19 protein-coding genes are annotated in these 24,519 nt (G+C 64.1%); 6 read left to right on the top strand and 13 right to left on the bottom strand.

What is annotated here, in order from left to right; all coding sequences use genetic code 11:
* Positions 1-6: 6 nt before the first annotated feature.
* From HWV67_RS29845 to HWV67_RS29835, 3 genes are all read right to left on the bottom strand, one after another.
* Complete coding sequence (locus HWV67_RS29845; RefSeq protein ID WP_175653820.1) at positions 7-1,218, bottom strand: nitrate/nitrite transporter; 1,212 nt, start codon at positions 1,216-1,218, stop codon at positions 7-9.
* Between the two features lie 516 nt (positions 1,219-1,734).
* Complete coding sequence (locus HWV67_RS29840; RefSeq protein ID WP_095155707.1) at positions 1,735-2,310, bottom strand: ANTAR domain-containing response regulator; 576 nt, start codon at positions 2,308-2,310, stop codon at positions 1,735-1,737.
* 13 nt (positions 2,311-2,323) lie between these two features.
* Complete coding sequence (locus HWV67_RS29835; protein WP_175653819.1) at positions 2,324-3,535, bottom strand: CmpA/NrtA family ABC transporter substrate-binding protein; 1,212 nt, start codon at positions 3,533-3,535, stop codon at positions 2,324-2,326.
* A gap of 156 nt (positions 3,536-3,691) precedes the next feature.
* On the opposite strand from HWV67_RS29835, the gene HWV67_RS29830 reads away from it, so the two are divergent.
* Positions 3,692-4,717 carry a quinone-dependent dihydroorotate dehydrogenase gene (locus HWV67_RS29830; protein WP_175653818.1) on the top strand — a complete coding sequence of 342 codons (1,026 nt, stop codon included), beginning with the start codon at positions 3,692-3,694 and terminating at the stop codon, positions 4,715-4,717.
* A gap of 93 nt (positions 4,718-4,810) precedes the next feature.
* Here the strand turns inward: HWV67_RS29830 and rmf are convergent, their stop codons facing one another.
* On the bottom strand, positions 4,811-5,026 hold the full coding sequence (gene rmf / locus HWV67_RS29825; protein WP_010223328.1) for a ribosome modulation factor: 216 nt from the start codon (positions 5,024-5,026) through the stop codon (positions 4,811-4,813).
* Between the two features lie 537 nt (positions 5,027-5,563).
* On the opposite strand from rmf, the gene rlmKL reads away from it, so the two are divergent.
* Positions 5,564-7,756 carry a bifunctional 23S rRNA (guanine(2069)-N(7))-methyltransferase RlmK/23S rRNA (guanine(2445)-N(2))-methyltransferase RlmL gene (rlmKL, locus tag HWV67_RS29820; RefSeq protein WP_175653817.1) on the top strand — a complete coding sequence of 731 codons (2,193 nt, stop codon included), beginning with the start codon at positions 5,564-5,566 and terminating at the stop codon, positions 7,754-7,756.
* 98 nt (positions 7,757-7,854) lie between these two features.
* On the top strand, positions 7,855-10,245 hold the full coding sequence (locus HWV67_RS29815; RefSeq protein WP_175653816.1) for a sensor domain-containing diguanylate cyclase: 2,391 nt from the start codon (positions 7,855-7,857) through the stop codon (positions 10,243-10,245).
* 11 nt (positions 10,246-10,256) lie between these two features.
* On the opposite strand, the gene dacB is transcribed toward HWV67_RS29815, so the two are convergent.
* A complete protein-coding gene (gene dacB, locus HWV67_RS29810) occupies positions 10,257-11,705 on the bottom strand; it encodes a D-alanyl-D-alanine carboxypeptidase/D-alanyl-D-alanine endopeptidase (RefSeq protein WP_175653815.1) in 1,449 nt (482 codons plus the stop codon).
* A gap of 214 nt (positions 11,706-11,919) precedes the next feature.
* Between dacB and HWV67_RS29805 the strand changes: the two genes are divergently transcribed.
* Positions 11,920-12,264, top strand: a complete 345-nt coding sequence (locus HWV67_RS29805) for a YggL family protein (protein WP_110971280.1) — start codon at positions 11,920-11,922, stop codon at positions 12,262-12,264.
* A 39-nt stretch (positions 12,265-12,303) separates the two neighbouring features.
* Here the strand turns inward: HWV67_RS29805 and HWV67_RS29800 are convergent, their stop codons facing one another.
* From HWV67_RS29800 to HWV67_RS29770, 7 genes are all read right to left on the bottom strand, one after another.
* Positions 12,304-15,966 carry a transporter substrate-binding domain-containing protein gene (locus HWV67_RS29800; protein ID WP_175653814.1) on the bottom strand — a complete coding sequence of 1,221 codons (3,663 nt, stop codon included), beginning with the start codon at positions 15,964-15,966 and terminating at the stop codon, positions 12,304-12,306.
* A gap of 7 nt (positions 15,967-15,973) precedes the next feature.
* The gene (locus HWV67_RS29795; RefSeq protein ID WP_095158039.1) at positions 15,974-16,600 is read right to left on the bottom strand and encodes a response regulator transcription factor; all 627 of its coding nucleotides are present in this window, start codon (positions 16,598-16,600) and stop codon (positions 15,974-15,976) included.
* A gap of 229 nt (positions 16,601-16,829) precedes the next feature.
* Positions 16,830-18,161, bottom strand: a complete 1,332-nt coding sequence (locus HWV67_RS29790; protein ID WP_175653813.1) for a deoxyguanosinetriphosphate triphosphohydrolase — start codon at positions 18,159-18,161, stop codon at positions 16,830-16,832.
* A 62-nt stretch (positions 18,162-18,223) separates the two neighbouring features.
* Positions 18,224-19,387 carry an EAL domain-containing protein gene (locus tag HWV67_RS29785; RefSeq protein ID WP_095158011.1) on the bottom strand — a complete coding sequence of 388 codons (1,164 nt, stop codon included), beginning with the start codon at positions 19,385-19,387 and terminating at the stop codon, positions 18,224-18,226.
* A gap of 101 nt (positions 19,388-19,488) precedes the next feature.
* Entirely contained in the window at positions 19,489-19,833 is a 345-nt protein-coding gene (locus HWV67_RS29780) for a hypothetical protein (protein WP_175653812.1), read from the bottom strand.
* Positions 19,830-20,198, bottom strand: coding sequence for a phage holin family protein (locus HWV67_RS29775; protein WP_095158007.1), 369 nt, complete (start codon positions 20,196-20,198; stop codon positions 19,830-19,832). Before HWV67_RS29775 ends, HWV67_RS29780 begins: the two co-directional genes overlap by 4 nt.
* Positions 20,199-20,207: 9 nt before the next feature.
* Complete coding sequence (locus HWV67_RS29770) at positions 20,208-20,522, bottom strand: DUF883 family protein (protein ID WP_095158005.1); 315 nt, start codon at positions 20,520-20,522, stop codon at positions 20,208-20,210.
* Positions 20,523-20,832: 310 nt separating this feature from the next.
* On the opposite strand from HWV67_RS29770, the gene HWV67_RS29765 reads away from it, so the two are divergent.
* The gene (locus HWV67_RS29765; protein WP_175653811.1) at positions 20,833-22,041 is read left to right on the top strand and encodes an ammonium transporter; all 1,209 of its coding nucleotides are present in this window, start codon (positions 20,833-20,835) and stop codon (positions 22,039-22,041) included.
* Between the two features lie 6 nt (positions 22,042-22,047).
* Here HWV67_RS29765 and HWV67_RS29760 read toward each other — a convergent pair whose 3' ends face one another.
* Positions 22,048-24,006 (bottom strand): monovalent cation:proton antiporter family protein, encoded by a 1,959-nt coding sequence (locus HWV67_RS29760; RefSeq protein ID WP_175653810.1) that lies wholly within the window; start codon positions 24,004-24,006, stop codon positions 22,048-22,050.
* Positions 24,007-24,174: 168 nt separating this feature from the next.
* On the opposite strand from HWV67_RS29760, the gene HWV67_RS29755 reads away from it, so the two are divergent.
* The gene (locus HWV67_RS29755; RefSeq protein ID WP_095158001.1) at positions 24,175-24,411 is read left to right on the top strand and encodes a glutaredoxin family protein; all 237 of its coding nucleotides are present in this window, start codon (positions 24,175-24,177) and stop codon (positions 24,409-24,411) included.
* The last annotated feature ends 108 nt before the right edge of the window (positions 24,412-24,519 follow it).

Below are 24,519 nucleotides of genomic sequence, written 5' to 3'. Positions count from 1 at the left end.
GCCGGCTCAGACCCGCGCTGCGGTGACGGCGGCCGAGCCCCAGGTGGTGCGCCAGCGGCGTTTGACGCCATGCAGGCCGAACCAGGCCAGCACGCCGAGGCTGGCGAACAGCCACAGACCCAACTGATAGTCGCCGCTGTATTGTTTGATGGTCCCAAGGCCCGCCGCCAGCAGGAAGCCGCCGATGCCGCCGGCCATGCCGATCAGCCCGGTCATCACACCGATCTCCTGGCGGAAGCGCTGCGGCACCAGTTGGAACACCGCGCCGTTGCCGGCACCGAGGCCGAGCATGGCGGAGACGAACAACGCCAGCGCCGCCACCGAGCTGGGCAGGTTGAAGCCCACCGCGGCGATGCAGATGGCTGCCACGGTGTACATCGCCAGCAGGGTGCGGATGCCGCCGAAACGGTCGGCCAGGGCGCCGCCCAGCGGACGCATCAGGCTGCCGGCGAAGACGCAGGCGGCGGTGTAGTAGCCGGCCTTGACCGGGTCAAGCCCATACTGGTCGTTGAAATAGCCGGGCAGGGCGCTGGCCAGGCCGATGAAGCCGCCGAAGGTCACGCTGTAGAAGAACATGAACCACCAGCTGTCGCGGTCGCCGAGGGCCTTGAGGTAATCGGCCACAGCCTTGGGTTTGGGCCGTTGCGGGGCGTTGCGGGCCAGCAGGGCGAACAGCACCAGGGTCAACAGCAGTGGCAGCACGGCGAAGCCAAACACGTTGTTCCAGCCGAAGCTGGCGGCCAGCACCGGCGCCAGCAGCGCGGCGAACACCGTGCCGGAGTTGCCCGCGCCGGCAATGCCCATGGCCTTGCCCTGGTGCTGTGGCGGGTACCACTGCGAAGCCAGCGGTAGCGACACCGCGAACGATGCTCCGGCAACCCCGAGGAACACCCCCAGCAGCAGGGCGTCGCCATAGCTGTGGATGCCCAGCTTCCAGGCGCAGAACAGCGCGACGATGACGATCACCTGACCGATCAGCCCGGCGGTCTTCGGCGACAGGCGATCCACCAGCACGCCCATGACGAAGCGCAGCACTGCACCGGCGAGAATCGGCGTGGCGACCATCAGCCCGCGCTGTTGCGTGGTCAATTGCAGGTCGGCGGCAATCTGTACTGCCAGCGGGCCGGGCAGGTACCAGACCATGAAGCTCAGGTCGAAATACAGGAACGCGGCAAACAGGGTCGGGACATGCCCGGATTTCCAGAAGCTTGTATTCATGGGACACCTCACGGGGCTGAAACAAAAAAACGCCGCTTCCCGGCTCGCGTTGGGGGCGAGGGGGAGAGCGACGTCTTTGTCGAATGTTTGGGGGCAACCGCCGTTGGCTACCGGTGTAGATCAAAGCAAGAGGTGGGCCAGGTTTTCCGGTCTGGGTTTAACTGTGGGGTTGAGGGCCTCATCGCTGCATGGGTATCTACACATCTCGCAGGCAGCGCAGGACGTCAGATCGCCTCGTATATTGTGGGAGCGGATTCATCCGCGAAGGGCCGCAAAGCGGCCCTAAATCCATCCAGCACCTTGTTTCTAGCTGGTCCGAATCTCACATTCAGGCATCCTGAGGTCGAAAGAAATACCGAACATAGACGGCCACCTCGTGCGGGATGGTTCTGGGGCCGCTTTGCGGCCCTTCGCGGATGAATCCGCTCCCACAGGATTGCAAGTGGCCTTAAGCTTTTTACTTACCTGTGAGATGTGTAGATACCCATGCAGCTTTGAGGCCCTCAACCCACCAACTCACCCCAGCAAGTCATTCATCGCAATGATCTGCTCCGCCACCTGAATCAGCTTCTGTTGTTTGCTCATGGCTTGGCGCCGCATCAGGGTGTAGGCCTCTTCCTCGTTGCAGTCCTTCATTTTCATCAGCAGCCCTTTGGCCAGCTCGATGCGTTTGCGCTCGGCCAGTTGCTGGTCGCGGGCGTGAAGCTGGGCCTTGAGCGCCTGGTCGCTCTCGAAGCGGGCCATGGCCACGTCGAGGATCGGCTGCAGGCGGCGTGCGTGGATGCCTTCGACGATGTAGGCGCTGACGCCAGCCTGGATCGCCTGGCGCATCACGCTGGGGTCGTGCTCGTCGGTAAACATCACGATCGGTCGCGGCAGGTCGCGGCTGACCAGCACCACCTGGTCCATGACGTCACGCCCCGGTGACTCGGTATCGATCAGAATCACGTCCGGCCGCACCGTTTCGACGCGTGCGGGCAGGTCGATGGTCAGGCCGGATTCTTCGATGACCTCGAAGCCGGCTTCGACAAGGGCGGCCTTGAGCCGGCCGACTTTCTTTTCGGTGTCATCGATCAACAGGATTCGCAGCATCTGGGCGGCCCTCTCAGCGACCGGCCTGCGCCACTGGCTGGTCGGCCAGGGCATGCAGGCGGAATCCGTGGGCATAGCCCCGTGGGTCGGAGCCGTCCCAGACCGTTCCATCGATCAACTGGCTGCTGCGCATCGACGCCGACGGGCATTCGACGCCAATGCTTGCGGCGGCATCGCGGTACAGGCTCAGTTGCTGCACCTGGCTGGCGATGCCGAGGTAGTCCGGGTCTTCGCGCAGCAGGCCCCAGCGGCGGAACTGGGTCATGAACCACATGGCGTCGGACAGGTACGGGAAGTTGGCCAGGCCATTGTTGTGCAGGCTCAGGCCGTGGGCGTCGTGCCAATTGTTGCCGAGGCCGTCCGCGTAATCACCCTGCATGCGCGGTTCGATATCGCTCAGCGGGGTGTCGAGGTAGTTTTCGGCGCTCAGCAGTTGCGCAGTGGCGTGGCGGTTTTCCGGGCTTTCTTCGATAAAGCGGCTCGCCGCGAGGATCGACGACACCAGCGCCCGCGCAGTGTTGGGGTACTGCTCGACGAACGCGCGGGTGGTGCCAAGGACTTTTTCCGGGTGATCGGGCCAGATCGACTGGCTGGTCGCCAGGGTGAAGCCCATGCCCTGGTTCACCGCATTGGCCGACCACGGTTCACCGACGCAGAAACCGTCGATGCGCCCGGCGCGCAAGTGGGTGAGCATCTGCGCCGGCGGGACCACCACGCTGTTGACGTCATGTAATGGATGAATGCCCTGGCTGGCGAGCCAGTAATACAGCCACATGGCGTGGGTGCCGGTGGGAAAGGTCTGGGCGAAGGTGAGTTTTGCCTGACTTTGGTGCACGTGGCGCTCGAGTGCCTCGGGATTGCCCACGCCTTGCGCTTGCAGGGCGGGCGACAGGTTGATGCTCTGGCCGTTGTGGTTCAGGCCCATCAGCACCGCCATCGGCGTGGCGCCGACACCGCCGATGCCGAGGTGCACGGCGTAGGTCAGGCCGTACAGGCAGTGCGCGGCATCCAGTTCGCCACTGAGCAGGCCGTCGCGCAGGCCAGCCCAGGAACTCTGGCGTTTCAGGTTCAGGGTCAGGCCGTGGGGCTGGGCGAAACTCTGGGTCGCGGCGACCACCAGCGAAGCGCAGTCGCTGAGGGCCATGAAGCCGATGTTCAGGCTGGTCTTTTCCGGGGCGTCGCTGCCATGCAGCCAGGCCAGGGGGGAGGAGGGAATGTCATTCATCGCGGTGGGATCGCCCGGCAGATAAAGCGGCGGCCGGCGCGGGTTGCGCGGCGGCCCTGTGGGTGGAGTCAAGCAACGCATATGCCAAGGCCCTGTCGCCGCAACCCGGGGCTGGCTATAATCGCCGCCTCTCCACACCTTGAGCCAAGCCCGCCCATGTATAACCTGGCCCGCCAGCTGTTGTTCAAACTGTCCCCGGAAACCTCCCACGACCTGTCGCTGGACCTGATCGGTGCCGGTGGCCGTCTGGGCCTCAACGGGCTGTTGACCAAGGCGCCGGCGCGCTTGCCGGTGAAGGTCCTGGGCCTGGAGTTCGCCAACCCGGTGGGTCTGGCGGCGGGGCTGGACAAGAACGGCGCGGCCATCGACGGCTTCGGACAACTGGGCTTCGGTTTCGTCGAGATCGGCACCGTGACCCCGCGTCCGCAACCGGGCAACCCGAAACCACGGCTGTTCCGCCTGCCCGAGGCCGAAGCGATCATCAACCGCATGGGCTTCAACAACCTCGGCGTGGACAACCTGCTCAACCGCGTGCGTGCGTCCAATTACCGCGGCGTGCTCGGCATCAATATCGGCAAGAACTTCGACACCCCGGTCGAGCGCGCGGTAGACGACTACCTGATCTGCCTGGACAAGGTCTACAACCATTCCAGCTACGTCACCGTCAACGTCAGCTCGCCCAACACCCCGGGCCTGCGCAGCCTGCAGTTCGGCGATTCGCTAAAGCAGTTGCTGGATGCCCTGGCCGTGCGCCGTGAAGAATTGGCCCTGACCCACGGCAAGCGCGTACCGCTGGCGATCAAGATCGCCCCGGACATGACCGACGAAGAAACCGTGCTGGTAGCGTCGGCCCTGCTGGAGTCGGGCATGGACGCGGTGATCGCGACCAACACCACCCTCAGCCGTGAAGGCGTCGAAGGTCTGCTGCATGCGGACGAGGCGGGCGGCCTGTCGGGCGCGCCGGTGCGGGACAAGAGCACCCACACGGTCCAGGTGCTGGCCGGGGAACTGGCGGGCAAGATGCCGATCATTGCAGCGGGCGGGATTACGGAAGGCCGTCATGCTGCGGAGAAGATCGCGGCGGGTGCGAGCCTGGTGCAGATCTATTCAGGTTTCATCTACAAGGGCCCGGCGCTGATTCGCGAGGCGGTGGACGCCATTGCCGCGATGCCGGGGCGTTGAAACGGGCATAAAAAAGGGCCCCGTCAAGGGGCCCCTGGGCCTCAGCCCGCCGCCCGGATGGGGCGCGCATGGTAACTCGGTTCAGCTCCTCGTTCAGCCAACGGCGTGAAGTTCGTTGAGTCTATGGATACCTGCGGTGCCGGTCATGCCATCCCAGTTGTCACCTCGTCCCTCACGCCAGCCATTGATCCATGCCTGGCGTACGGACGGTAGGGTAAAGGGGCAAAGCTCGCGGGATTTGCCGGTGACCCCGTATTGATAGCCACGTGAAAATGCTCTTTCCAACGGATCACGCTTAAGTCTTCTCATAGGGTACTGCCCTCATTTGTTGACTGTAATGTCCCGTCGACCTCGTGTGAGGTCGGGCAGATTCTTTCTGCCGGTTTTGCGCTCGCTGCCGGCGTGGCGAGCTTGAAGTGTTGTCCCGTTGCGGTGACAACCTGAGTTGAGTTCTAACCAATGGGGATGGACGTGTGAACGAACAATTTGTCATAAGCACGTAACTTTTCCATGGGTGAGAGGATAAGTAAAAAATTGATTCAAGGCGGGAGTTGGGGCAAAGCCAGCTATCATCAGGGTTTGCCTGACCTGTAGATCAAATTGCCACCGTCGGGAACCATTCTCGTCACCGGTGGGTAAAAACGACGAAGGGTCACTTTTGTAACCTTTTGCCATCGAATTTTTCATTCTGCCCGGCGATCAAAGCCTTTTTGCCTTCCGCAAGAAGGGCTCGCCGGGTGGCCCGGTACGTCAACGCGTGCCACTCGGGTGCTTGCCGAAGGCGCCCGATCAAACTTCGAAGGGCGATGCGCTCGCTCCTTCACTATGCCCAAGGCTGGATGACTCATGTCGGACCGTTTCGAACTTTACCTTACCTGTCCCAAAGGCCTTGAAGGCCTGCTCGCCGATGAAGCTCGCGGCCTGGGCCTTGAAGATGTGCGCGAGCACACCTCGGCGCTGCGCGGCTCGGCCGACATGGAAACCGCCTACCGCCTGTGCGTCTGGTCGCGCCTGGCCAACCGCGTCCTGCTGGTGCTCAAGCGCTTCAACATGAAGAACGCCGACGACCTGTACGACGGCGTCAACGAAGTGGACTGGCAAGAGCATCTGGACGCCGCCGGCACCCTGGCCGTGGAGTTCAGCGGTCATGGCTCGGGCATCGACAACACCCACTTCGGCGCCTTGAAGGTCAAGGACGCCATCGTCGACAAACTGCGCAACGCCCAGGGCGAGCGGCCGTCGATCGACAAGCTCAACCCCGATCTGCGCGTCCACCTGCGCCTTGAGCGCGGTGAAGCGATCCTCTCCCTCGACCTGTCCGGCCACAGCCTGCACCAGCGCGGTTACCGCCTGCAGCAGGGTGCCGCGCCGCTCAAGGAAAACCTCGCCGCCGCGGTACTGATCCGCGCCGGCTGGCCACGGATCGCTGCCGAAGGCGGCGCACTGGCTGACCCGATGTGCGGTGTTGGTACGTTCCTGGTGGAAGCGGCGATGATCGCTGCGGATATCGCCCCCAACCTCAAACGCGAGCGCTGGGGTTTCACCTCCTGGCTCGGTCATGTCCCGGCGCTGTGGCGCAAAGTGCATGACGAAGCCAAGGCCCGTGCCGAAGCCGGCCTGGCCCGTCCACCGCTGTGGATTCGCGGCTACGAAGCCGACCCGCGCCTGATCCAGCCGGGCCGCAACAACGTCGAGCGCGCCGGCCTGAGCGACTGGGTGAAGATCTACCAGGGCGAAGTCGGCACCTTCGAGCCGCGCCCGGACCAGAACCAGAAAGGCCTGGTCATCAGCAACCCGCCGTACGGCGAACGCCTGGGCGACGAAGCCAGTTTGCTCTACCTCTACCAGAACCTCGGCGAGCGTCTGCGCCAGGCTTGCCTGGGCTGGGAAGCGGCGGTGTTCACCGGCGCGCCGGACCTGGGCAAGCGCATGGGCATCCGCAGCCACAAGCAATACGCCTTCTGGAACGGCGCCTTGCCGTGCAAGCTGCTGCTGATCAAGGTCGAGCCCGACCAGTTCGTGACCGGCGAGCGCCGTTCGGCCGAGCGCAGCCAGGATGAAGAGCGTCCGGCGGTGGCTCCGGCGAATGAGACCGCACGCCTGAGCGAAGGCGGGCAGATGTTCGCCAACCGCCTGCAGAAGAACCTCAAGCAACTGGGCAAGTGGGCGCGTCGCGAACACATCACCTGCTACCGCGTCTACGACGCCGACATGCCCGAGTACTCCCTGGCGGTCGATCTGTACCAGGGCTGGGTTCACGTGCAGGAATACGCCGCGCCGCGTTCGGTCGATCCGGAAAAGGCCCAGGCCCGTTTGTTCGACGCGCTGGCGGCGATCCCGCAGACCCTCGGCGTTGACCAGAGCAAGGTGATCCTCAAGCGCCGCGAGCGCCAGAGCGGCACCCGCCAGTACGAACGGCAGAACACCCAGGGTCAGTTCACCGAGGTCAGCGAAGGCGGCGTCAAGCTGCTGGTGAACCTCACCGACTACCTGGACACCGGCCTGTTCCTCGATCACCGGCCGATGCGCATGCGGATCCAGCGCGAGGCCGCGGGCAAGCGCTTCCTCAACCTGTTCTGCTACACCGCCACTGCCAGCGTGCACGCGGCCAAGGGCGGCGCGCGCAGTACCACCAGCGTCGACCTGTCGAAAACCTACCTGGACTGGGCGCGGCGCAACCTGTCGCTCAATGGTTACTCGGACAAGAACCGTCTGGAACAGGGCGATGTCATGGCCTGGCTGCAAGCCAACCGTGAGCAATACGACCTGATCTTCATCGACCCGCCGACCTTCTCCAACTCCAAGCGCATGGAAGGGGTGTTCGACGTGCAGCGTGACCACGTCGAGTTGCTCGACCTGGCGGTAGCCCGCCTGGCGCCGGGCGGCGTGCTGTACTTCTCGAACAACTTCCGCAAGTTCCAGCTCGACGAGCACCTGCTGGAGCGTTACGCGATCGAGGAAATCAGCGCCCAGACCATCGATCCCGACTTTGCCCGCAATACCAAGATCCACCGCGCCTGGCGCATCCAGGCACGGTGAAGTAAATGACGCATTCGGGACTCTCAAGATCGTGGCTACTGGCTATTATTGAAGAGAGCCCTGAGTGCCGTCGCGGGCCGACGTTGTGAGTCATGACCATGTCGATCCCAACCCCGCGCCCAAAGATGCTCGGCTTCATCAGCGAAGAAGTCTCCGCCTGGCTGGTCGCCGTGGTGGCGCTGGTGGTCGGCGGCCTGCTGACCGCCTTGCTGGCGCTGGCTGCCTGGCAGCTTTACCAGCAGCAACTGGCGCAACGCTTCGAACTCCTCGCCAATGAACGCTACAGCCGCATCGAAGAGCGCCTGCTGGACCAGACGCAGCGCCTCGACAGCCTGCGGCGTTTCTTCGTCTACGCCCAGGAAATCACCCGCGACGAATTCGACGGTTACGTGAGGCCTTTGCTGCACCGCTCCCAGGCCTATTCCTGGGCTCCGCGGGTCAGCCAGGCGCAGCGCGCCGATTTCGAGCGGCAGGCCCGGGAGCTGCTCGGCCGCGATTTCAGCATCCGCGAACTCGGTGAGGGCGGTGTGCTGCAACCCTCTCAGGTGCGCCCGGTGTATTACCCGGTGCTGTTCAGCCAGACCCTCAGCCAACTGCCGCCGCCCTTGGGTTTCGACCTGCTGTCGCAGGCGGTGCGCCGTGACGCCTTGAGCCGCGCCTCGACGCCCGGCTCGATTGCGGTGTCGGCGCCGTACGATCTGATTGGCGTCGATCCGGCCTATGCCCGCGGCATGCTCATGGTGGCGCCGGTGTTCGCACCGCAACAGCCCGATCCCGGGCCCAAGGGTTATGTCATGGCAGTGCTGAGCATGCGCCAGTTGATGGCCGACGGCTTGCCCAGCGCCGAGGACGACAACCTGGTGGTGCGGATCATCGATCTCTCCGCCGAAGGTGAGCCCGAGGCGCTGTTCCAGTCGGGCAATACTGTGGGCGACTCGCCGCTGGAGATGCGTCAGGTGCTGCACCTGGGCGACCGTTCCTACCAACTCAACATGTTCCCCAGCAAGGTGTTCCTCGACGGCGATCGCTCGTCGGCCACGGCGGTGGCGTTTCTCGGCGGGTTGTTGAGCCTGTTGCTCAGCGCCCTGTTGTTCAGCCTGTTCAGTCAGCGCCAGCGCGCCCTGACCCTGGTGGAGCAGCGCACCGCGGAACTGCGCATCAGCGAAGAGAGCCTGCGCAATACCCACAACCAGTTGCGCAGCGTGCTGGAGGCCGCGACCCAGGTGGCGATCATCGCCACGGACCTGCATGGTCAGATCAGCACCTTCAATGCCGGCGCCGAACGCATGCTCGGCTACAGCAGCGAAGAGGCGGTGGGCAAGCTGACCCTGGAACACCTGCTGTTGCCGCAGGAAGTGCAGGAGCGCGCGCGGCTGATGAGCCTGCGCTTCGGGCGCGAGATCAGCAGCAGCCAGGCGATGCTGGTGGACAGTGTCCCGGACATCGACGAAGAGCCGGGCGAGTGGACGTTGCGGCGCAAGGACGGCACGTACCTGTCGGCGAACATGCTGGTGACTGCGGTGCTGGACGAATACGGACTGTGGGTCGGTCACCTGGCGATCTGCATCGACATCACCGAGCGCAAGCGCGTGCACGAAGCCCTCGAGGCCCGGGACAGGCTGCTGGAAAAACTCACCGCCCAGGTTCCGGGCGGGATCTACCAGTTCCGCCTCGATCCTGATGGCAGCTCGTGCTTCAGTTACGCCAGCGAAGGCTTGCGCGATATCTACGAGGTCGACCTGATGCTGCTGCGCCAGGACGCCACCGCGGTGTTCGAGCGTATCCATCCGGATGACCTCGGCAGGGTCCGCTATTCCATTCGTGAATCCGCCGAGCAACTGACGCCCTGGCGCGAAGAGTACCGGGTGCAACTGCCCAAGGCCGGGCTGCGCTGGGTTCGCGGTGAGGCGACGCCGGAGTCGCTGCCCGATGGCGGCACTCTGTGGCACGGCTACCTCACGGATATCTCCGACCTGAAGCGGGTCGAGGAAGAGCTGCGTGCGCTGTCGGTCACCGACTCGCTGACCGGCATCCACAACCGCCGCTATTTCCAGGAGCGCCTGAAGACCGAGCTGGAGCGGGCCCAGCGCGGTGGCCAGGACCTGGCGGTGATCATGCTGGATATCGACCACTTCAAGCACATCAACGACCAGTACGGCCATGCCATCGGCGATCACGTGCTGCAAAACCTGTGTCAGCGCATCAGCCACCGTTTGCGGCGGACCGATGTGTTCTGTCGGCTGGGAGGGGAGGAGTTCATGGTGCTGTGCCCGGGCAGCAATGCCGCCCAGGCGCACTCACTGGCGCTGGAGTTGTGGCAGGGGCTGCGCAGCGTGCCGGTGGACGGCGTCGGCCGGGTCACCGCCAGCTTCGGTGTCGCGGGCTGGCGCCCCGGAGAGGGCGCCGATGCTTTGTTGCTGCGTGCCGATTCCGGGGTCTACCTGGCGAAGCAGGGCGGCCGCGACCGGGTCGAAGCCGAACAGTTCTGACCCCGGCGTATTTACTCGGTGCCGGCCACTTTCGGCTGCTTGTACAGGTCCAGCAGGATCTGGTCGAGCACCGCTGAAGCGCCCCACGGACGTGGATCGTTGAGGATCGCCGTGACTGCCCAGGTGGTGCCGTTGCTGTCGCGGCTGAAGCCGGAGATGGCACGCACGGTATTCAGGGTGCCGGTCTTGATGTGTGCTTCGCCAGCCATGGCGGTGCGCTTGAGGCGTTTGCGCATGGTGCCGTCCATGCCGGTCAGCGGCAACGAGCTGATGAACTCGGCGGCGTATGGGCTTTTCCAGGCGGCTTGCAGCAGCGTGGCCATTTCCCGTGCGCTGACCCGTTCGGCACGGGACAGGCCGGAACCGTTCTCCATTACCAGGTGCGAAGCGGTGATGCCTTTCTTCGCCAGCCACTGGCGCACGACTCGCTGCGCGGCGCGGGCGTCGTCGCCGTCGGCATCGGTACGGAAACGCGCGCCCAGGCTCAGGAACAACTGCTGGGCCATGGTGTTGTTGCTGTACTTGTTGATGTCGCGAATGATCTCCACCAAGTCAGGGGAGAAAGCCCGGGCCAGCAGGCGTGCGCTTTTCGGCACGTCCTCGACGCGGTCGCGGCCCTGGATGGTGCCGCCCAGTTCGTTCCAGATCGCCCGTACAGCGCCGGCGGCGTAGGTCGGGTGATCGAGCAGCGAGAGGTAGGTCTGCGAGTTGCAGCCTTCGCCCAGCTGGCCGGTGACCGTCACCGTCACGCCGTCGGCCTGGACCACCGGGTTGTAGCGGACTTCGCCGGTGCACTGCTTGCTCGGCAGGGCCTTGACCTGGTTGTCGATGCGGATGCTGGCAATCGGCGGTTCGACCGAGACCAGTACCCGGCCGCCGTCATTGCGGGCGACGAAGCGCAAGGCCTTGAGGTTGACCAGCAGCGAGTCGGGCTTGACCAGGAACGGCTTGTTCTCGTCGCCACCGTCGTCGTTGAACTGCGGCAGTTGCGGCTGGATGAAGTGGCTGCGGTCCAGCACCAGGTCGCCGGTGATGGTCTGCACGCCATTGGCGCGCAGGTCACGCATCAGCAGCCAGAGCTTTTCCATGTTCAGCTTGGGGTCGCCACCGCCCTTGAGGTACAGGTTGCCGTTGAGCACGCCGTTGCTCAGCGGACCGTCACTGTAGAACTCGGTTTTCCACTGGTAGGTGGGGCCGAGCATTTCCAGGGCGGCGTAGGTGGTCACCAGCTTCATGGTGGAGGCCGGGTTGACCGAGACGTCGGCGTTGAAAATGGTCGGGGTGCCCGGGCCGTTGAGCGGCAGCATCACCAGCGAGAGGGCTGAATCCTGGAGTTTGTTGCTCTTGAGGGCTTGTTGGACCTTGGGCGGCAGCGTGTTACTGACGGGAGCGGCATGGGCCGGCAGCGCGAGTGGCAGGAGCAGGCCGGCGAACAACAGCGAACGAAGGGATGGGGTCATAAGCACTGAAACCCTGCGGGCGAGGGGTGAAAAAAACGGGGCTGAACAGGATGATGGCCCCGGCATGAAAAAATGATAGCGCGCATTATGCCCCAAGCCCGTGCCCGCGTGCGCCGCGAATGCGCGTCCGTGTGGCGGATTATCGGGTTTTATCGGGCAGCGCACGGGCGAAGCTGTTAAAGTGCCGCGCGTTAATACTCAAGAGGATTGTTTCATGGCTACCAACCGTTCCCGCCGTCTGCGCAAAAAACTCTGTGTAGGCGAATTCCAGGAACTGGGTTTCGAACTGAACCTGGAATTCAAGGAAGACCTGAGCGATGAAGCCATCGACGCCTTCCTCGACGCCTTCCTGGCAGAAGCTATGGATGCCAACGGCCTGGATTATGTTGGCGGTGATGACTTCGGTCTGGTCTGCTCGGCCAAGCGTGGCTCGGCTACCGAAGAGCAACGCGCTACCGTTGAAGCCTGGCTGAAAGGCCGTGGCGAGCTGACCAAGATCGAAATCAGCCCGCTGCTGGACGCCTGGTACCCGGAAAACCCGGTCAACCCGGTCGCCTGACAAGCAAATGCGGCAGCCCTGGTGGCTGCCGCGTTCGTTTCAGTCTTTCCCTTCCTGATCGACGTCCGTCGATTCTGGCAGGCTCGCCAGGGTTTGCCGCAGGGTCTCATCGACCCGTCTCATCTGATACAGCACTTGCCGCTTGCGGCGCCTCAGCACCGGCTCCGGGGCGAACCGCTCACAGACTTCCTCAAGCTTTTCACAGGCCAGCATCAGCGCTTCGGCCTGGACGATGCGTGCCACCCCGAGAATCTGGTGGGCGATATTCTGCAACGGCAGCGGGTCGCCATGGGTGTCGATCGCCTGCAATCGTTGCTGGTCGTCCGGGCTGCTGCGCAGCAGGGTCTCCAGCAGGCGGCGTAGTTCCGCCGGGCAGTCGCCGATGATCGGTTCCAGGCCTTTGAGGTCGAGCAGGGCGGCGGGCATTGTGGCGGCGGGCTGGGTTGACACGGCGGCCAGACGCTGGCCAAGGGTGTGTAGGCCGATGGGTTTGAGCAGGCAGTCGCTCATGCCGGCCTGTTCGCAGCGTTCGCGGACTTCCGGTTGTGCGTTGGCGGTGTAGCCAAGGATGGTGCAGGGCGTCCTGCTGGCCTGTTGCTCCAGTTCGCGTACCGCGCGGGTGAATTGGTAGCCGTCCATGCGCGGCATGTTGCAGTCGACGATGAGCACATCGAAATGACTCGCTGCCCACATCTCCAGCGCCTGACTGCCGTTGTCGACGCAGGTGTATTGCACGCCGAGGAATTCCAGTTGCTGCGCCACCAGCAGCAGGTTGGCCGGGTGGTCGTCGATCACCAGCACGTTGAGGCCGGCAGCGGGCATCGGCGGCGCCAACTCCTGGGGCTTGGGCTCGCGGCATTCCGGCAGGCTGCGCAGCGGCAGACTGACGCGGATTTCGGTGCCTTCGCCGGGCTTGCTGAACAGGCTCAATTTGCCGCCCATCATCTCGCACAGGCTGCGGCTGATGACCAGGCCCAGGCCGCTGCCGCTGCGAGCTTGCGAGCTGTCGGGTTCGATCTGGGCGAATGGCTGGAACAGCCGCTGCTGGTCATCCAGGGCGATGCCGACACCGGTGTCGCAGACCGACAGTTCCAGTTGCAGGTCGTCGCGGTTGGCGTCGCCCGTGGTGGGCAGGCTGGAGATGGCGAGGTCGATCTTGACCTGGCCCCAGGTGGTGAACTTGATGGCGTTGCTGACCAGGTTCGAGAGGATCTGCCTGAAGCGCATGGGGTCGAGCAGGACGTCGCGGTGCGCGGTGCGGGAGATGGCGAGGGTCAGTTCCAGGCCTTTCTGCCGCGCCATCCCTTCGAAGACCTGGGTGGTGGACTGCACCAGCTGCGCCGGGTCGACGCGTTCGGGGCTGAGGTTCAGGTGCCCGGATTCGATGCGGGCGATGTCGAGGATATCGCCGATCAGCGACAGCAGGTCCCGCGCCGAATGGTAGGCGACCTCGATGGCCGGGCGATCCATGGGCAGCGCATCGGGGCGCTTGAGCGCCAGTTCGAGCATGCCGATCAGGGCGTTCATCGGCGTGCGGATTTCGTGGCTCATGGTCGCGAGGAAGGTGCTTTTGGCGCGATTGGCGGCATCGGCCTGCTCCTTGGCCAGGCGCAGGTCGTGGACCAGTTGGCGGCGCTCGCTGATGTCCAGCCAGCCGCCGATGATGCCTTTGACTTCGCCGAGGGAGTCGCGGTAAGGCAGGATCCAGTGATAGATCGTCAGCTCGACGTTCTTCAGCATCAGCGGCCGGTCGAGGATCAGCGAGCGGCCTTCGTTCATGACCCGCAGGTAGTCGGCCTGGATTTTCCGCGCATCGTCCGAGCCGCCCAGCGGGGCGTCGTCGATGGATTTGCCGAGAACATCCTCGGGCCCGGCGCCGAGGGCCTGCAGGTAGCTTTCGTTGCAGGTCTGCAGCAGGCCGTCGCGGTCGCGGACATAGATCGGATGGGGCGTGCCGTTGACCATCGCGCGCATGAATTCGAGCTGGTCGTTGAGCGCGCGTTCGGCGGCCTCGCGCTGTTTGATCTGGCGGCGCATCCAGGCATTCCAGGCCAGTGACAGCAGCAACAGGACCAAGGTGCCGAGGATCACTTTGAGGATGGTCTGCTGATAGCTCTGCCAGTAGGAATAGGTGTTGCCGCTGTACGCGCGCCAGCGACTGTTGATGATGCCCATTTCCTCGGGGACGATGCTGGTCAGGGCCTTGTCGAGGATCGAGGCGAGTTCGTGGGCGTTGCGCGAGGTCGCCAGGGAGAAGGTGGCCGAGGCATCGCTGACGGTGGAGCGGATCACCAGGTCGCGTTGGGTAGTCAGGTTGAAATTGGCGTTGATCAGGGCCATGACCATGCCGTCGACCTGACGGTGTGCGAGCAATGAGGCGGCCGCGGCGATGTCTTCGGTGGCCACCAACTGGATGTCGGGGTACAGCTTGCGAATGTTTTCGTTGAGGATATTGCCGCGGGTGACTGCCAGGCGCCGGCCTTGCAGTTGTTCGAGGGACTGGGGGGCGTCCTTGCCGTCGCGGGTGACCAGCACGTAGGAGTTTTCCAGGTAGGGCCGGCTGATGGTCAAGGTGGCGGCGCGCTCGGGGCTGTAGGAGATCGCCGCGATCATGTCGGCATGGCCATGGTTCAACTGATCGATCATGTCGCTGATGCCGCTGCTGCGGCGAATTTCGAATTGCAGGCCGGTGCGCAGGCGAATCAGTTCGAGCAGGTCGGCGGCGATGCCCCGCAGGTTGCCGGACTTGTCGAAGAAGGTCAGCGGCGCGGCATGCTCGTCGACGGTCACCCGCACGACCGGGTTCTTCGCCAGCCAGAGTTCTTCGCTGGGCGACAGTTGCAGCTTGCGGTCGGTCAGCAGGATGCTGCTGCCGGCACTCCAGCGCCGGAAGATGCTGGCGCGGGTGCTGCTGGTGACGGCTTCCAGGGTCTTGTTGACCAGCGTCAGCAGCACGGCGTTGCTCTGGTGGACGGCAAAGCCGAAGCCCATGGCCTCATGTTTGGCGAAGTTGGCCATCTTGAGGTTTTGCAGGTGGCTTTGATTGAGCAGGTAGTGAGTCGACACGGTGTCGCCTAGGAAGACGTCAGCCTGGTCGAAGGCCACGGCATTCAGGGCGTGATGGTAGGAGCTGTAGGTGCTGATGCTGGCGTGGGGGTAGGTGGCGCGGACTTCGGCGAGCGGCAGGTAGTGCGCGATCATGCTCAGGCGCAGGCCACTCAGGCCGGTGTCCAGCGGCCGGGTCTCGTTTTCCCGGGTGACCAGTACCGGCTGGTCTTCGGCGTAGGGCTGGGACAGGGCCACACCGGCAGTGGCGACGTCATAGCTGTTGGCGCTGCCCAGCAGGTCGATGTCGCCGTCCACCAGGGCTTGCAAGGCCAGGTCGCGACTGGCGTAGCGCTTGATCCTGATGGGTAGCCCGAGGGTCAGGCCCAGCAGCCCGGCGTAGTCGGCGGTGAGGCCTTCGTAGTCACGGCCGCTGGCGGTCATGTCGAACGGCGGGTAGTCCGGGGCCGAAGTGCCCAGCACCAGTTCACGGCGGGTCTGGATCCAGGCTTGCTGGGCGGGGGTCAGGGAAATGCCCAGCGGCATCTGGGTGCTTCGGCTGAGCAGCTTGTAGTGAGTCTCGCCGATGTCGTCTGCCTGCGCGGGGCTCAGGCAGGCCATCACCAGCAGCAGGCCGAGCAGCATGGACTTGAGCATGGTCGGGTCACACCAGTTCGTTGCGTTTGGCCATTTCGATCAGTTCTACCAATGAACGCGCCTTGAGTTTCTGCATCAGGCGTTTCTTGTAAGTACTGACAGTCTTGTTGCTGAGGAACATGCCTTCGGCAATTTCCTTGTTGCTTTTGCCCTGGGCGAACAGTTGCAGCACCATGAGTTCGCGATCATTGACCGATTTGAACAGTTCTATTTCTTCCTCGATTTCAACCTGTTGGCGCAACGGATAGACCGCCTGGCTGGGGAAGTAGTTATATCCGGAAAGAACCGCTTTTACGGCACTTAGCAGTTCACTCAGGTCTTCCTGTTTGCAGACATAACCGCACGCGCCGGACAACATGCAGCGAATGGCGAAGAGCGCCGGGGACTGTGCTGTCAGCACCAGTATTTTCAGGGGCAGCGACATGCTGTTGAAGCGCGACAGGACTTCCAGGCCGTCGAGCCTTGGGATGCCGATATCGAGAATGACCAGGTCTGGCGGGCTTTCGCGGACCATCTGCATGGCGTCTACACCGTTATCGGACTCCCCGGCGATCCGATAACCCTCGTTCTCCAGCAGCAAGCGCAAGGCCAAGCGTATGACAGGATGGTCATCGACAATAAAAACAGAGTGCATGCTCATCTTCCAAAAGGGACTCATGTAGAGCCGGCACCATAGCCCAGATATGCAGCGTGCACTTAGATAGAGTGGGGTTGAGCTTTAATATAGGAATTTTCCTACTTTGTATTTTGCTATTTACTACAAAGTTTGTTTTTGAAGTTGCTGGGCTAATTATCGATTGGCATCAACATCGCCTGTTACCTCGATGTCCGGCCCGATGACGGGGCCGGACAGGCAGTGAGGCTCAGACTGGACTGGAACGCCCGGTCATTTCCCTGGCCATTTCGCTGGCGTAGCTGTCGGTCATCCCGGCGATGAAGTCGATCATGCGCAGGAACGCCGCGTGCAACGAGGCGTTTGGATCGGGAGCGTTGTTGCCGAGCAGGTCGAGGATGCGTCGATGCTTGAACGACGGCGTGCGTCCGCCATGCTGTTCCAGGGCGGCGCCGCAGAAGGAGTTGAGGAGGATTTCCAGGGTGGTGTAGGCACCGATCTCATGCAGCGTCTTGCGTTTGTCCTGGAAGATCTTCTTGCGCGCGATGTCCTTGGCCTGCAGCACACAGCGTTTCGCCGGTCCTTCCATGTGCTCGACCAGGTCACCTTCCAGCGTGCCGGCCAGCAACGCCCGCTGTTGCTCGACGAACGCCCGTGCGGCGGCGTTGGTCAGGTGTTCGATGGCCTTGCCGCGGAGGATCGCCAGCTTGCGTCGCCGCGAGTCCTGCGGGCCGAGCTGGCGGTAGGTTTCCGGCAGATCGTCGCCGACCAGGCCGAGCAGCAGCGACTCCACTTCGGCGTAGTCCAGCAGTTCCATCTCCAGGCCGTCTTCCAGGTCGATCAGCGCATAGCAGATGTCATCGGCCGCCTCCATCAGGTACACCAGCGGGTGCCGCGCCCAGCGCTGGTTGTCGAGCAACGGCAGTTCGAGCTTGTGGGCGATCTGTTCGAGCAGCGGCAGCTCGCTCTGGTAGCAGCCGAATTTGTGTTTTTTGTAGCCCAGCGAGTCGGCGTGGCGGGCGGTCCACGGGTATTTCAGGTACGTGCCGAGGGTGGCGTAGGTCAGCCGGGTGCCGCCGTCGAACTGGTGGTATTCGAGCTGGGTGAGCACGCGAAAGCCTTGGGCATTGCCTTCGAAGTTGAGGAAGTCACCGCGCTCGGCCTCGCTCATCGCATCCAGCCAGCCGCGCCCGGCGGCCTGCTGGAACCAGTGGCGGATGGCGTCTTCGCCAGAGTGCCCGAACGGCGGGTTGCCGATGTCGTGGGCCAGGCAGGCCGATTGCACGACCATGCCCAGGTCGCTTGGCTCGCACCAGTCGGGCAGGGCGTCGCGCAGGGTTTCGCCAACACGCATGCCCAGCGAGCGACCCACGCAACTCACTTCCAGGGAGTGGGTCAGGCGGGTGTGGATGTGATCGTTGCTGGTGACCGGGTGAACCTGGGTCTTGCGGCCCAGGCGGCGGAAGGCGCCGGAGAAGATTATGCGGTCATGGTCCTTGTGAAAGGGGCTGCGACCCAGCTCTTCAGGGCTGTGCAGGGGTTTGTCGAGGCGTTCGCGGGTGAGCAGTGTGTGCCAATCCAAGGCCGGTTCTCCGTATCAGGGGCAGGGGCCTAGCTTCCCGTGTCGGCCGCCGGGCCGCAAGCTCAAAGTCCGGCGGCGTCGAGATCGATCAGCAGCAGGCGGCGTCCACCATCGAAGAATTGCCCGGCAGTCAGGCAGTACTGGTTGGTGGTGGCGTCGCGGTAGGTGCTGGAAAGGATCAGCCGGCGCTCGTCCCAGCCCTCGGCCAGCAGGTGATAGAAGTAAGGGCGCCAGGACCAGTTGTGGCCCAGGTAGCTGGAATCGACGTGCCAGCCTTGCTGGCGCCATTCCAGGTTCGGCGTCAGTTGGGTGCCGTGGCGGTCGCACAGGAAGAAGCGCAGCAGCCAGGGGTAGGCCTGAAGGTCCGGCAGCGCTTCGATCGGCGCGTTGGTCAGTGCCCAGTCCTGCAGCCGTGGCATCAGTTCCACCAGTTGCTGGCGCCGCTGCATCAGTCGCGCGCGCTCGGCCAGCTTGCCTTGCACGTACTGCTCGCGCAGTTGGGCGAAGCGTCCGGCGAAGGTCTGGGCCGGGAAGAATCCGGGTTCGGCAGCGGCGAAGAGAAAGCCCTGCAGGTAGCGTGCGCCGCATTCCAGGGCGAAGTTCAGTTCGGCTTCGGTTTCGACGCCCTCGGCGATGATCCAGCAGCCGGTCTTCTCGGCCATCTGGGCCAGCGCCTTGACCACCTCGCTGCTCGGACCGCCGCGGGCCGCGGCCTGGAACAGGCGCATGTCGAGCTTGAGGATGTCCGGTTGCAGCGACAACACCCGGTCCAGTTGCGAATAGCCGGCACCAAAATCATCGATGGCAACGCGCGCGCCGGCTTCCCGGTAGTGCCGCACCACCATGGACAGACGTTCAGGGTCGCCACCCAGCTCGGTGATCTCGAAGACCACCCGTTGCGGATCGATGCCCTGTTGCTGCAATTGCATCAGGCTCGGCAGCGGCTGGCCGGGTTGCAGTTCACTGACCCAGCGCGGCGAAATGTTCAGGCTCAGGAACCAGTCTTCCGGTGCCTGGCGAAATTGTTTGAGGGCCTGTTCCCGCAGGGTCCGGTCGAGTTGCAGCAACTCGCTGGAGGGAATGTGCGGGTCACTGAAAAGGGGCCCTACCGAGCGCAATTGACCATCGCTTCGGCGCAGGCGACCCAGGGCTTCGACGCCAGCGATACGGCCTGTGGCGGTGTCGATGAACGGCTGGAAACAGGCGAGCGGTTGCTCGTCGGACACGGCGGCTCCTTGTTGAGTCAGACGCGGGGCGCTCGAAAGCGCGGCGGCGGGCGGGGGCCCGCCTTGAAGGTCATCGTTCTGCAAGAATGCCGCCAGTTCGCTCAACGCTGATTGGGCGGCGACTGCATGAACAGGCGGATTAGCGGCAAAAGGCTACTAGTGAGCTTGGTGAGCCGGCCCAGGTTGCCGCTGCGGGCACCTTTGCCAGTGAGAAAGCCCAGCAGCACCACCGCGCCAATGCCCCACAGCGGCGCGTGCTTGATGCCCAGTCCGCCTTGCAGCCCGCTTTGCAGGTTGTCGCCCATGCTGCGCAGGCGGGTCAACGGCTTGAGCGCCTGGCCCGCCTCGTGGCGGATTTCCTGGCGGTGCATTTCCATGCGCAGGCGCACCAGCGCTTTGCGCAGTTCGCGCCGATCGGTGGTTTGTGGAAGTTCTGTCAGGCTCATGGCAACAGGCGCTCCCGGTCCTTGGCGAGTTCTTCGAGGGTGCCGCTGAACGGCGAGGATTCATCGTGCACCGCGGCTTTCAGGCGAATGGCGCAGAACACTGCGGCCAGGCTGTAGAACACGCAGAGGCCGATGATTCCGGCGAGACGGTAGCTGTCCCACAGCAACACCAGCAGCAGGGCCGACAGTGCGGTGAGCAAGAGCAGGGCGAACACCAGTGCCAGCCCGGCAAACAGCAGCAGGCTCAGCGTGCGCGCTTTCTGTTCCTGCAGCTCGATGCCGAACAGCTCAACATGGCCGTGCAGCAGGCCGAGGATGGCGGCGCCGAGGCGCCGCGAAGACGAGCCGGGGGTTTGGTTTTCCATGCCCGTTCCTCAGCGCCGGCTGGCCAGCAGGCCCACCAGGAAACCGACCCCGGCGGCGATGCCGATGGATTGCCATGGATTGCTCTGCACGTAATCTTCGGTGCTGGTCAGGGCTGCCTGACCGCGCACGCGCAGGTTGTCTTCGGTTTGTTGCAGGGTTTCGCGGGCGCGCAGCAGGCTGTCGTGGATCTGTGCGCGAAGCTCGTCGGCCTGGTCGCCGGCGAGGGTGGCGCTGTGTTCCAGAAGCTTCTCGGTGTCACGCACCAGCGCCTGGAAGTCGGCCTTGAGGATGTCCTGGGCGGTCTCTGCGGTTTTGCGGGCCATACGATTCTCCCTGAGGGGTTTGGCAATTGGAATTTCGAGTGCGCGGTGAGGCGGAAGGTTCACTGCGATGTGGCTGGTACAGCATTTGCTTCGCAGTGGTGCGCCTTGCCGGGCGCCTGCGCCGTTTGCGGGCGCAGGCCGCTCTGGCCGGCCGTTAAACCATAACCCAATTCAAGACAAACCCAGGAAAAATCACCACGCAGCGGTCTTTCCGGCCACGGATGGGCGACCAACTGATCCAGGTTGGTGCGCGCTGGAAGGCTTTCGAACCGCTTTGGTGCTTTTCCCATTTTGCAGGTCTGCCGACTTCATGGAAAATTTGCAAAGCGCCGTGGACTCTCTGGTCCAGGGCTCCAATACCCTGTTCATCCTCCTCGGGGCGGTGATGGTGCTGGCCATGCACGCCGGCTTTGCCTTCCTCGAAGTCGGCACGGTGCGGCACAAGAATCAGGTCAATGCGCTGTCGAAGATCCTCAGCGACTTCGCCGTATCGACCCTGGCCTATTTCTTCATCGGCTACTGGCTGTCCTACGGCACGCACTTCCTGCACCCGGCCGCGACCCTCGGCGCCGACCACGGTTACGGCCTGGTGAAGTTCTTCTTCCTGCTGACCTTCGCTGCGGCGATTCCCGCGATCATTTCCGGCGGGATCGCCGAGCGTGCACGCTTCGCCCCGCAATTGTGCGCAACCTTCCTGATCGTTGCGTTCGTCTACCCGTTCTTCGAAGGCATCGTCTGGAATGGCAACTTCGGGGTGCAGGCATGGCTGCAGGAGCGCTTTGGCGCGGGCTTCCATGACTTCGCCGGCTCCGTGGTGGTGCACGCCATGGGCGGCTGGCTGGCGCTGGCGGCGGTGCTGCTGCTCGGCCCGCGTAACGGACGCTACCGCGAAGGCCGGCTGGTAGCGTTCGCGCCATCGAACATTCCCTTCCTGGCGCTGGGGTCGTGGATCCTGATCGTCGGCTGGTTCGGCTTCAACGTGATGAGCGCGCAGACCCTGTCCGCAGTCAGCGGCCTGGTGGCGGTCAACTCGTTGATGGCGATGGTCGGTGGCACCGTGGCGGCGTTGCTGGTCGGTCGCAATGACCCGGGCTTCCTGCACAACGGCCCGCTGGCCGGGCTGGTGGCGATCTGCGCGGGTTCCGACCTGATGCATCCGGTGGGCGCGCTCGCCACCGGCGCGATTGCCGGTGGCCTGTTCGTCTGGTGCTTCACCGCGACCCAGAACCGCTGGAAGATCGACGACGTGCTGGGTGTCTGGCCGTTGCACGGCATTTGCGGCGTGTGGGGCGGGATCGCCTGCGGCATCTTCGGTCAGGAACTGTTCGGCGGCCTCGGCGGCGTCAGCCTGGCCAGCCAGTTGATCGGCACCCTGGCCGGCGTGGTCGTGGCGCTGGCCGGCGGTTTCGTCGTGTACGGCAGCATCAAACGGGTCCATGGCCTGCGCCTGAGCCAGGAGCAGGAGTACTACGGCGCCGACCTGTCGATCCACAAGATCGGCGCCACCAGCCAGGACTGATCGGCCTCAGCGGCCAGCGAGCAAACGCGCCTCGCTGGCCTCGATGGCCGCCAGCGGGCCGCACAGCAGCACGGCATCACCGGCGTGCAGGCAGGTCGCGGTATCCACCGCCAGCTCGTTGCCGTCGCGCTGCACCGCGCGCAGTTCGACGCCCAGTTGCTCCAGTCCGAGGTCCGCCAGCCGGCGCCCGCAGGCATACGCGTTGGCGCCGAGGTTGACCGCGTGCATCAGCACCTTGGGCTTGCCTTCGGCGTCAACCAGATGGGTTTGCGCCCCGTGGTAGAAACCGTGCAGCAAGCGGTAGCGGCTCTGCCGCACTTCGTCGATGCGCTCGCGAACCGTTGCTTCGGGCACGCCCAGCATGATCAGCGCGTGCGACGCCAGCATCAGGCTCGACTCCAGCAACTCCGGGACCACCGCGCTGGCGCCGGCGGCGCGCAGCTCGTCGCGCAGGCTGTCGTCGCGGGTGCGCACCAGGATCGGGATATGGCTGTTCAAGTGCCGAGCGGCCTTGAGCACGGTCATTGCCACGTCGGTGTTATCCACCGCGATCACCAGCAGGCGAGCCCGGTCCAAACCAATCGCCTCCAGCAATTCGCCACGGCGCGAATCGCCGTAGTGCACGCAGTTCTCGCCGGCGGCGGCTTCCTGGACCCGCACCGGGTCATCGTCGAGGGCGATGAACGCCTGTTGCTCGCGGCGCAGGAAGCGGCCGATCGACTGGCCGACACGACCGTAGCCGCAGATCAGCACGTGGCCGTCCATCGTGGCGCTCTGCGCTTCGATTTCTTCCAGGTGGACTTCTTCGTTTGGCTTGCGGTGCAGCCGCAGGGCGATGGCGGGCGCGGCGCGCAGCAGCAGCGGGGTGACCAGCATCGAGCAGAAGGTCGCGGCGAGCAGCAGGTGGCCGAGTTCTTCCGGGAGCATGTTGCTCAGTTGCATCTGCGCCATCAGCGCGAAGCAGAACTCGCCGCCCTGGGCCAGGGCCAGGCCGCTGCGCCAGGCGGTTTCCGAGTCACTGCCACGCACCCGAACCAGCGCCGCTACCACGCAACCTTTGAGCACCAGCAGACCCAAGGTCAGGCCGAGGATTTCCAGGCCATGGCTGGCGAACAGTTGCAGGTCGATCAGCATGCCGATACTGACGAAGAACAGCCCCAGCAGGATGTCGCGGAACGGGCGGATATCCGCTTCGATCTGGTGCCGGTAGTTGCTTTCGCCCAGCAGCATGCCGGCGAGGAATGCGCCCAGCGCGGGCGACAGGCCGAGCAGGTGGGTCAGCCATGCGGTGAGCAAAACGATCACCAGCGCCAGCAACACGAACATCTCCGCCGAGTGCGAGCTGGCCACCTCATGGAACAGCCGCGGCAGCAACCAGCGGCTGGCCAGCAGCAGGCCGACGAACAGCACCACGGTCTTGCCCAGGGTCAGCGGCAGCGCCCAGTACCAGGCCTGGCCGCTTTCGCCGGCGAACACCGGGACCAGGGTCAGCAGCAAGACCGCCACCACATCCTGGAACAGCAATACGCCGATAGCGTTCTGGCCGTGGCTGCTGAAGATTTCGCCAAGGCTGGTCAGTTCCTTGCTGACGATCGCCGTCGACGACAGTGCCAGCCCGCCACCGAGCAACAGCGCGGCGGTGCTCGGCATGCCGAGCAGCGACAGCACGCCCGCCAGGAGCAGGCCGGTGCAGGCGACCTGCAGGCTGCCGAGGCCGAACACCACCCGGCGCAGGGCAAGCATTTTCGACAGGGAGAACTCCAGACCCAGGGAAAACAGCAGGAACACCACGCCCATTTCCGCGAGGTCCGGCAGCTCTTCACTTTCGTTGACCCAGTCCAGCGCCGTCGGACCGACGAACAGCCCGACACACAGGTAACCCAGCACAGGCGGCAATTGCAGGCGCCTGAACACGGCAATGACGACCAGTGACGACGCCAGGATGATCAGCAGGTTTGCAAACACACCACATACTCCATGTAAAAAACGGCAAAAAAACGACCAGAGTACAGTGCTCCACTGGGCTGCAAATTGATCCAGGTCAATCCGGGGTGTAGTCGTCCTGTGTGTCTCGACGGCGTTTTTTCGTGGCCCTAGAATGACGCCATCGTCCATTTTGTATCGGTATTTTTCATGCTTCCTGAATGCCAATTGTTCGGCACCCTGGGTTGTCACCTGTGCGAAGTCGCCGAAGCCTTGCTCATGCCGTTCGTCGAGCATGGCTTGCTGGTCGAGTTGGTCGACATCGGCGATGACGCCCTTCAGGTGGAGCGCTATGGGTTGCTGATTCCGGTCCTGCGCCGCTGCGACAGCGGCGCCGAGCTGAACTGGCCGTTCGATGCGGACCAGGTGGTGGCTTTCCTGCGTTGAGCCGGTGATTAACATCTCGATGCACATGGACGGGTGCATCCTCCGGGGGCGGGTTGGAGAATCCGTTGGCGCTGGTCCGTGGCCAGCGCCAATTCCCCAGCCAAAGGA

The organism is Pseudomonas sp. Marseille-P9899, assembly GCF_903166565.1.
Taxonomy (GTDB): Bacteria; Pseudomonadota; Gammaproteobacteria; order Pseudomonadales; family Pseudomonadaceae; genus Aquipseudomonas; species Aquipseudomonas huaxiensis.
This window is presented reverse-complemented; position numbering and strand designations above follow the sequence as displayed.

Bases quoted from the DNA above. Each gene is read 5' to 3' on its own strand.
- HWV67_RS29800 (WP_175653814.1), bottom strand. From the start codon at position 15,966: ATGCTCAAGTCCATGCTGCTCGGCCTGCTGCTGGTGATGGCCTGCCTG.
- dacB (WP_175653815.1), bottom strand. From the start codon at position 11,705: ATGACCCCATCCCTTCGTTCGCTGTTGTTCGCCGGCCTGCTCCTGCCA.
- HWV67_RS29780 (WP_175653812.1), bottom strand. From the start codon at position 19,833: ATGAGCCTGACAGAACTTCCACAAACCACCGATCGGCGCGAACTGCGC.
- rmf (WP_010223328.1), bottom strand. From the start codon at position 5,026: ATGAGAAGACTTAAGCGTGATCCGTTGGAAAGAGCATTTTCACGTGGC.
- HWV67_RS29845 (WP_175653820.1), bottom strand. From the start codon at position 1,218: ATGAATACAAGCTTCTGGAAATCCGGGCATGTCCCGACCCTGTTTGCC.
- HWV67_RS29770 (WP_095158005.1), bottom strand. From the start codon at position 20,522: ATGGCCCGCAAAACCGCAGAGACCGCCCAGGACATCCTCAAGGCCGAC.
- HWV67_RS29755 (WP_095158001.1), top strand. From the start codon at position 24,175: ATGCTTCCTGAATGCCAATTGTTCGGCACCCTGGGTTGTCACCTGTGC.
- HWV67_RS29815 (WP_175653816.1), top strand. From the start codon at position 7,855: ATGTCGATCCCAACCCCGCGCCCAAAGATGCTCGGCTTCATCAGCGAA.
- HWV67_RS29805 (WP_110971280.1), top strand. From the start codon at position 11,920: ATGGCTACCAACCGTTCCCGCCGTCTGCGCAAAAAACTCTGTGTAGGC.
- HWV67_RS29765 (WP_175653811.1), top strand. From the start codon at position 20,833: ATGGAAAATTTGCAAAGCGCCGTGGACTCTCTGGTCCAGGGCTCCAAT.
- HWV67_RS29830 (WP_175653818.1), top strand. From the start codon at position 3,692: ATGTATAACCTGGCCCGCCAGCTGTTGTTCAAACTGTCCCCGGAAACC.
- HWV67_RS29795 (WP_095158039.1), bottom strand. From the start codon at position 16,600: ATGCACTCTGTTTTTATTGTCGATGACCATCCTGTCATACGCTTGGCC.
- HWV67_RS29775 (WP_095158007.1), bottom strand. From the start codon at position 20,198: ATGGAAAACCAAACCCCCGGCTCGTCTTCGCGGCGCCTCGGCGCCGCC.
- rlmKL (WP_175653817.1), top strand. From the start codon at position 5,564: ATGTCGGACCGTTTCGAACTTTACCTTACCTGTCCCAAAGGCCTTGAA.
- HWV67_RS29840 (WP_095155707.1), bottom strand. From the start codon at position 2,310: ATGCTGCGAATCCTGTTGATCGATGACACCGAAAAGAAAGTCGGCCGG.
- HWV67_RS29835 (WP_175653819.1), bottom strand. From the start codon at position 3,535: ATGAATGACATTCCCTCCTCCCCCCTGGCCTGGCTGCATGGCAGCGAC.